5 protein-coding genes are annotated in these 6,498 nt (G+C 68.6%); 4 read left to right on the forward strand and 1 reads right to left on the reverse strand.

Annotation, left to right across the window (positions count from 1 at the left end):
* The first annotated feature begins 3 nt into the window (after positions 1–3).
* Positions 4–765 (forward strand): SDR family NAD(P)-dependent oxidoreductase, encoded by a 762-nt coding sequence (locus tag JMF86_RS18745; protein ID WP_011547391.1) that lies wholly within the window; start codon positions 4–6, stop codon positions 763–765.
* A gap of 24 nt (positions 766–789) precedes the next feature.
* On the opposite strand, the gene soxR is transcribed toward JMF86_RS18745, so the two are convergent.
* On the reverse strand, positions 790–1,269 hold the full coding sequence (gene soxR / locus JMF86_RS18750) for a redox-sensitive transcriptional activator SoxR (RefSeq protein ID WP_011547392.1): 480 nt from the start codon (positions 1,267–1,269) through the stop codon (positions 790–792).
* Positions 1,270–1,348: 79 nt separating this feature from the next.
* On the opposite strand from soxR, the gene JMF86_RS18755 reads away from it, so the two are divergent.
* The 3 genes from JMF86_RS18755 to JMF86_RS18765 form a co-directional block, all read left to right on the forward strand.
* The gene (locus tag JMF86_RS18755; protein WP_374039673.1) at positions 1,349–2,458 is read left to right on the forward strand and encodes an efflux RND transporter periplasmic adaptor subunit; all 1,110 of its coding nucleotides are present in this window, start codon (positions 1,349–1,351) and stop codon (positions 2,456–2,458) included.
* Positions 2,459–2,564: 106 nt separating this feature from the next.
* A complete protein-coding gene (locus tag JMF86_RS18760) occupies positions 2,565–5,738 on the forward strand; it encodes an efflux RND transporter permease subunit (RefSeq protein WP_011694779.1) in 3,174 nt (1,057 codons plus the stop codon).
* The coding region (locus tag JMF86_RS18765; RefSeq protein WP_201317104.1) for a TolC family protein at positions 5,735–6,498 on the forward strand (764 nt) is incomplete at its 3' end. The genes JMF86_RS18760 and JMF86_RS18765, both read left to right, overlap by 4 nt.

Consider the following 6,498-nt stretch of genomic DNA (forward strand, 5'->3'; position numbering starts at 1 on the left):
ATCATGACGGGCAATGAACAGCAGCGAACGGCCATCGTCACGGGCGGGTCGAGCGGAATCGGCTTCGCAATCGCGAGCCGGCTGGTGCAGGACGGGTATCGCGTCGCGATCGTCGGGCGCGATGCGGCGCGGCTGGAGGCGGCCGTCGCGCGGCTCGGCGGTGCGGCGATCGGGCAGGTGGGCGATCTGAGCGTGCGGCATGACGCGGAAGCGGTGGTCGCCGCGATCGTTGCAAGGTGGCCGCGTATCGACGTCCTCGTCAACAACGCGGGATTGACCGGTCGCGTCGGCGCGGATACGAAGGCGGGCGAAGCGGAGGCCGTGTGGGACGCGGTGCTCCATGCGAACCTGAAAAGCCTGTTCCTGACGACGATGGCCGTGCTGCCGCACGTGGCCGATCGCGCCGCGCGGATCGTCAACATCGGTTCGATCGCGGCGCGCGCCGGCAGCCTGTTGCCGGGCGGCCTCGCGTATGCGGCCGCGAAGGCCGGCGTCGAAGGCTTCACCGTCGCGCTGGCACGCGAACTCGGGCCGCGCGGCGCGACGGTCAATACGGTCGCGCCCGGCTATATCGCCGGCACGCGTTTCTTTGGCGACAGCGGGGTCGCGCCGGCCGTCGCGGCAATGATCCGCGTGCAGACGCCGGTTGGCCGCGCCGGACAACCGGACGACGTCGCGGACGCGGTCGCGTGGCTCGCCGGGCCGCGCGCGTCGTTCGTCACCGGCGCGACGATCGCGGTGAACGGCGGCTGGCGCGTCGGGTGACGCAGCGCGCGTACGGCCGGCGCGTCACTCGGCATCGGTCGGCGGCTTGTCGCCGAGCCAGCGCCGCGCGCCGGGCCCGTTGCGGCCGGCGCGGTCTTCCGGGTTGGTCAGCTTGCACCGTTTCAGCGACAGGCAGCCGCAACCGATGCATTCGTCGAGGTTGATGTAGAGCCGCTGCAGCTCCTCGATCCGGCTCGCGACGCGCTGCTTCCAGCCGCGCGACAGCCGCTGCCAGTCCTTGTTGCTGGGCGCGGCGTCCTCGGGCAGGCTGACGAGCTGTTCGGCGATTTCGTCGAGCGAATAGCCGATCTTCTGCGCGAACACGATGAATGCGATCAGCCGCAGCACCGCACGCGAATAGTGGCGATGGCTCGAGCCGTTGCGGTGCGACTTGATCAACCCGCGCATCTCGTAGAAACGCAGCGTCGACGCCGGCACGCCGCTGCGCGCGGCCACTTCGCGGATCGACATCAGCGGCCATTGCGGGGTTTCCTGGATACCCATGACGCCCTCCGGGAAAGCTTGACTTGAAGTTAACTTCAACTTTTATGCTACGCGGCAGTTTAACCCGTCGCGAGGCATCATGCTCTCCTTTTCCCTACGCAGAACCTCGCCATTGGGCGCGGCCTGCGCCCTGTTGCTGGCGTTGTCGGGCTGTCACGACGGCAAAGGCACATCGTCGGCCCAGCCGCTTCCCGAAGTGGGCGTCGCCACCGTCGCGCCGCGTACCATCCGCCTCGCGGACGAATTCAACGGGCGCGTCGAAGCGGTGGACGCCGTCGAACTGCGGCCGCGCGTGAGCGGCTACCTGCAGCGTGTCGCGTACAAGGAGGGCGACGTGGTCGCGCAGGGCGCGTTGCTGTTCGAGATCGATCCGCGCCCGTACCGGATCGCGCTCGACCGGGCGAATGCGCAGCAGCAGCGCGCCCGCGCGGCCGCGAGCCTCGCGAACGTGCAGTTGAAGCGCGTGCAGACGCTGATCGACGCGCATGCGACGTCGCAGGAAGAACTCGACAACGCGCGCGCCACCGCGGAGCAGGCGCGTGCCGATCTGCAGGCGGCCGATGCGGCCGTGGCCGACGCGAAGCTCAATCTCGGCTTCACCGAAGTGCGCGCGCCGATCGCGGGCCGGGTCGGCCGTGCGGTCGCGACCGTCGGCAACCTCGCGCGGGCGGACGACACGCTGCTGACGACCGTCGTGTCGCAGGACCCCGTCTACGTGTATTTCGATTGCGACGAGCAAAGCTACCTGCGCTACAACGCGCGGCGCGCCGATCCGACGCATCGCGCGATCGGCGCCGATCCGGTGCGCGTCGGCCTCGCGAACGAGACGGGCTTCCCGCATGCGGGCACCGTCGATTTCCTCGACAACCGGCTCGATCCGCAAACCGGCACGATCCGCGCCCGCGTGCGGCTGCCGAATGCGGACCATACGTTCACGCCGGGCCTCTATGCGCGCGTGCAGCTCGTCAGCGGCCGCGACCAGGACGCTTTGCTGGTCGACGACAAGGCGGTGCTGACCGACCAGGACCGCAAGTACGTATACGTGATCGGCCCGGGCGACAAGGCGCTGCGCCGCGACGTGACGATCGGCCGCGAACTCGACGGCGAGCGGATCGTCGAGAAGGGGTTGCAGTCGGGCGACCGCGTGGTGGTGGACGGCGTGCAGCGCATCTACTATCCGGGCGCGTAGGTGAAGCCGAAGGCGCTGCCCGCACGCGCCGCGGCGGACCCCGGCGCCGGCACGCAGGCCGTGGCCGATGCCGGCGCGCCTGCCGCGCACTGACGGGAGCGAGACGATGGATTTCTCCCGCTTCTTCATCGACCGGCCGATCTTCGCGGTCGTGCTGTCGATCGTCATCTTCGCGCTCGGCCTGATCTCGATTCCGATGCTGCCGGCCGGCGAATATCCGGAAGTCGTGCCGCCGAGCGTCGTCGTGCGCGCGACGTACCCGGGCGCGAATCCGAAGGAAATCGCCGAGTCGGTGGCCGAACCGCTGGAAGAGGCGATCAACGGCGTCGAAGGCATCATGTACATGAAGTCGGTTGCCGGGTCGGACGGCAGCCTGCAGGTCGTCGTCACGTTCCTGCAGGGCGTCGATCCCGATACGGCCGCCGTGCGCGTGCAGAACCGCGTGAGCCAGGCGCTGTCGCGCCTGCCCGACGAGGTGCGCCAGTACGGCGTGACCACGCAGAAGCAGTCGCCCACGCCGCTGATGTACGTGAGCCTCTATTCGCCTGACAACAGCCGCGATTCGCTGTACCTGCGCAACTACCTGACGCTGCACGTGAAGGACGAACTGTCGCGGCTCACCGGCATCGGCGACGTCGGCGTGTACGGCTCCGGCGACTACGCGATGCGGCTGTGGCTCGACCCGAACCGGCTCGCGTCGCGCGGGCTGACCGCGAGCGACGTGATCGCGGCCGTGCGCGAGCAGAACGTGCAGGTGTCGGCCGGCCAGCTCGGCGCGGAGCCGTCGCCGAAGAAAAACGACTTCCTCGTGTCGATCAACGTGCGCGGCCGTCTGCGCACGGTGCAGGAATTCAGCGACATCGTGCTGCGCAACGGCGACGACGGCCAGGTCGTGAAGCTGTCCGACGTCGCGCGCATCGAGCTCGGCGCGGGCGACTACACGCTGCGCTCGTATTTCAACGACAGGCATTCGGCCGTGGTCGGCATCTTCCTGTCGCCGGGCGCGAACGCGCTCGACGTCGCGAAGGCCGTGTATGCGAAGCTCGACGAATTGTCGAAGCGCTTCCCGCCCGGCGTCGCGTACCGCCCCGTGTGGGACCCGACGGTGTTCGTGCGCGAATCGATCCGCGCGGTGCAGCACACGCTGATCGAGGCCGTGGTGCTGGTCGTGCTCGTCGTGATCCTGTTCCTGCAGACGTGGCGCGCGTCGATCATTCCGCTCGTCGCGGTGCCGGTGTCGGTGGTCGGCACGTTCGCGTGGCTCTACCTGCTCGGCTATTCGATCAACACGCTGACGCTGTTCGGGCTCGTGCTCGCGATCGGGATCGTCGTCGATGATGCGATCGTCGTGGTCGAAAACGTCGAGCGCAACATCGCACAGGGGTTGAGCCCGCGCGATGCCGCCCACCAGGCGATGCGCGAGGTGTCCGGGCCGATCGTCGCGATCGCGCTGGTGCTGTGCGCGGTGTTCGTGCCGATGGCGTTCATGTCGGGCGTCACCGGCCAGTTCTACAAGCAGTTCGCGGTGACGATCGCGATCTCGACGGTGATCTCCGCGATCAATTCGCTGACGCTGTCGCCCGCGCTCGCCGCGAAGCTGCTGCGTCCGCACGGCGCGCCGAAGGATGCGTTGACGCGCGCGCTCGACCGCGCATTCGGCTGGCTGTTCCATCCGTTCAACCGCTTCTTCGAGCGCAGTTCCGATCGCTACCACGGCGTCGTCGGGCGCACGCTGAAGCGGCGCGGCGTGGTGTTCGCCGTCTATGCGGCGCTGCTCGCGGCGACCGCGCTGCTGTTCAACGCGGTACCGGGCGGCTTCATCCCGGTGCAGGACAAGCTGTACCTGTTCGCGGGCGCGAAGCTGCCGGAAGGCGCATCGCTCGCGCGCACCAGCGCGGTGACCGAGCAGATGACGAAGATCGCGCTCGGCACCGACGGCGTCGAAATGGTGCCGGCGTTCGCCGGGCTGAATGCGCTGCAGGGCGTGAACACGCCGAACATCACGAACTCGTACGTGATCCTGAAGCCGTTCGACCAGCGTCACCGCACTGCCGCGCAGATCAACGCGGACCTGAACGCGCGCTTCGCGGCGATCGATGGCGGCATCACCTATGCGCTGATGCCGCCGCCGATCCAGGGCCTCGGCAACGGCTCCGGCTACTCGCTGTACCTGGAGGATCGCGGCGGGCTCGGCTACGGCGAATTGCAGAAGGCGCTCACGGCGTTCCAGGCTGCGGTCGCGAAGACGCCGGGGATGAGCTATCCCGTCAGCTCGTACCAGGCGAACATCCCGCAGCTCGAGGTGAAGGTCGACCGGCTGAAGGCGAAGGCGCAGGGCGTCGCGCTGACCGATCTGTTCAACACGTTGCAGGTGTATCTCGGCTCGATGTACGTGAACGACTTCAACGTGTTCGGCCGCGTGTATCGCGTGATGGCGCAGGCGGATGCCGGCCACCGGCAGACGGCCGCCGACATCGCGAACCTGCGCACGCGCAACGCGAAGGGCGAGATGGTGCCGATCGGCTCGATGGTGACGGTCGGGCCCGCGTACGGCCCCGATCCGGTCGTGCGCTACAACGGCTATCCGGCCGCCGACCTGATCGGCGACGCCGATCCGAAGGCGATGTCGTCGTCGCAGGCGATCGCGAAGCTGCAGCAGATCGCGAAGGACGTGCTGCCGCCGGGCATCACGCTCGAATGGACCGATCTCAGCTATCAGCAGGTCACGCAGAGCAACGCGGCGATCGTCGTGTTTCCGCTCGCGGTGATGCTGGTGTTCCTGGTGCTCGCGTCGCTGTACGAGAGCTGGACGCTGCCGCTCGCGGTGATCCTGATCGTGCCCGTGTGCATGTGCGCGGCGCTGTTCGGCGTGTGGCTGTCCGGCGGCGACAACAACGTGTTCGTGCAGGTCGGTCTCGTCGTGCTGATGGGGCTCGCATGCAAGAACGCGATCCTGATCGTCGAATTCGCGCGGGAGCTCGAGATCCAGGGCAAGGGCGTGGTCGAAGCGGCGCTCGAAGCGTGCAAGCTGCGGCTGCGTCCGATCGTGATGACGTCGGTCGCGTTCATCGCGGGCTCGGTGCCGCTGCTGATCGGCAGCGGCGCGGGCAGCGAGGTGCGGGCGGCCACCGGCGTCACCGTGTTCGCGGGGATGCTGGGCGTCACGCTGTTCGGGCTGTTCCTGACGCCCGTGTTCTATGTGGCGATCCGCAAGCTTGCGGGCGGCACGCCGGCCGTCTGGAGCGAACAGCACGGCACCCTCGAAGGAGAAAACCGATGAGCGCCGCTTTCCGTCTTTCCGCGCTCGCGATGTCGGTGACGCTCGCCGCATGCGCGGTGGGCCCCGATTTCAAACGGCCCGATACCGCCACGGCCGCCCGGTTCGCGCGCGATGTTCGTCCGGCCACGCAGCGTGACGCGGCGCCGGCCGATACACGAACCGACACGTCGCCCGACGCCGATGCCGCCTTCTGGCGCGGGTTCGGCGATCCGACGCTGACACGGTTGATCGATGCGGCGCTCGCCGCGAACCAGGACTTGCAGGTCGCCGTATCGCGCTACGACGCGTCGAATGCGCTGCTGTCGCAGGCCACGTTCGACCGCTATCCGACGATCACCGCGAGCGGCCAGATCGGCCATCAGCTGATGAGCAAGGACCAGGCGTTCGGCGCGCCGCGCAGCCAGCGCGATACGCCGACGTCCAATGTCGGGATCAATGCCGCGTGGGAGCTCGACCTGTTTGGCCGCGTGCGCCGCTCGATCGAGTCGCAGCGTGCGGAAACGGCGGCCAGCGCGGCCGACGTGCGTGCGGTGCGCGTCGCGATCGCGGGGGAGGTCGCCAGCACGTACGTCGATCTGCGCGGCTCGCAGGAGCGGTTGCGGATCGCCCGCGAGAACGCCGACAACCAGAAGCAGACGCTCGCGCTGATCAATGCGCGCGTCGGCGCGGGGCGAGGCTCCGAACTGGATGCGGCGCGAGCGCGAGCGCAGTACGAATCGACGACGTCGCGGATCGCCGTGTACGAAGCCGCGATCGGCGT

This window comes from Burkholderia sp. E168m15, assembly GCF_016586105.1.
Lineage (GTDB): Bacteria > Pseudomonadota > Gammaproteobacteria > Burkholderiales > Burkholderiaceae > Burkholderia > Burkholderia orbicola.

Bases quoted from the DNA above. Each gene is read 5' to 3' on its own strand.
- soxR (WP_011547392.1), bottom strand. From the start codon at position 1,269: ATGGGTATCCAGGAAACCCCGCAATGGCCGCTGATGTCGATCCGCGAA.
- JMF86_RS18745 (WP_011547391.1), top strand. From the start codon at position 4: ATGACGGGCAATGAACAGCAGCGAACGGCCATCGTCACGGGCGGGTCG.
- JMF86_RS18760 (WP_011694779.1), top strand. From the start codon at position 2,565: ATGGATTTCTCCCGCTTCTTCATCGACCGGCCGATCTTCGCGGTCGTG.
- JMF86_RS18755 (WP_374039673.1), top strand. From the start codon at position 1,349: ATGCTCTCCTTTTCCCTACGCAGAACCTCGCCATTGGGCGCGGCCTGC.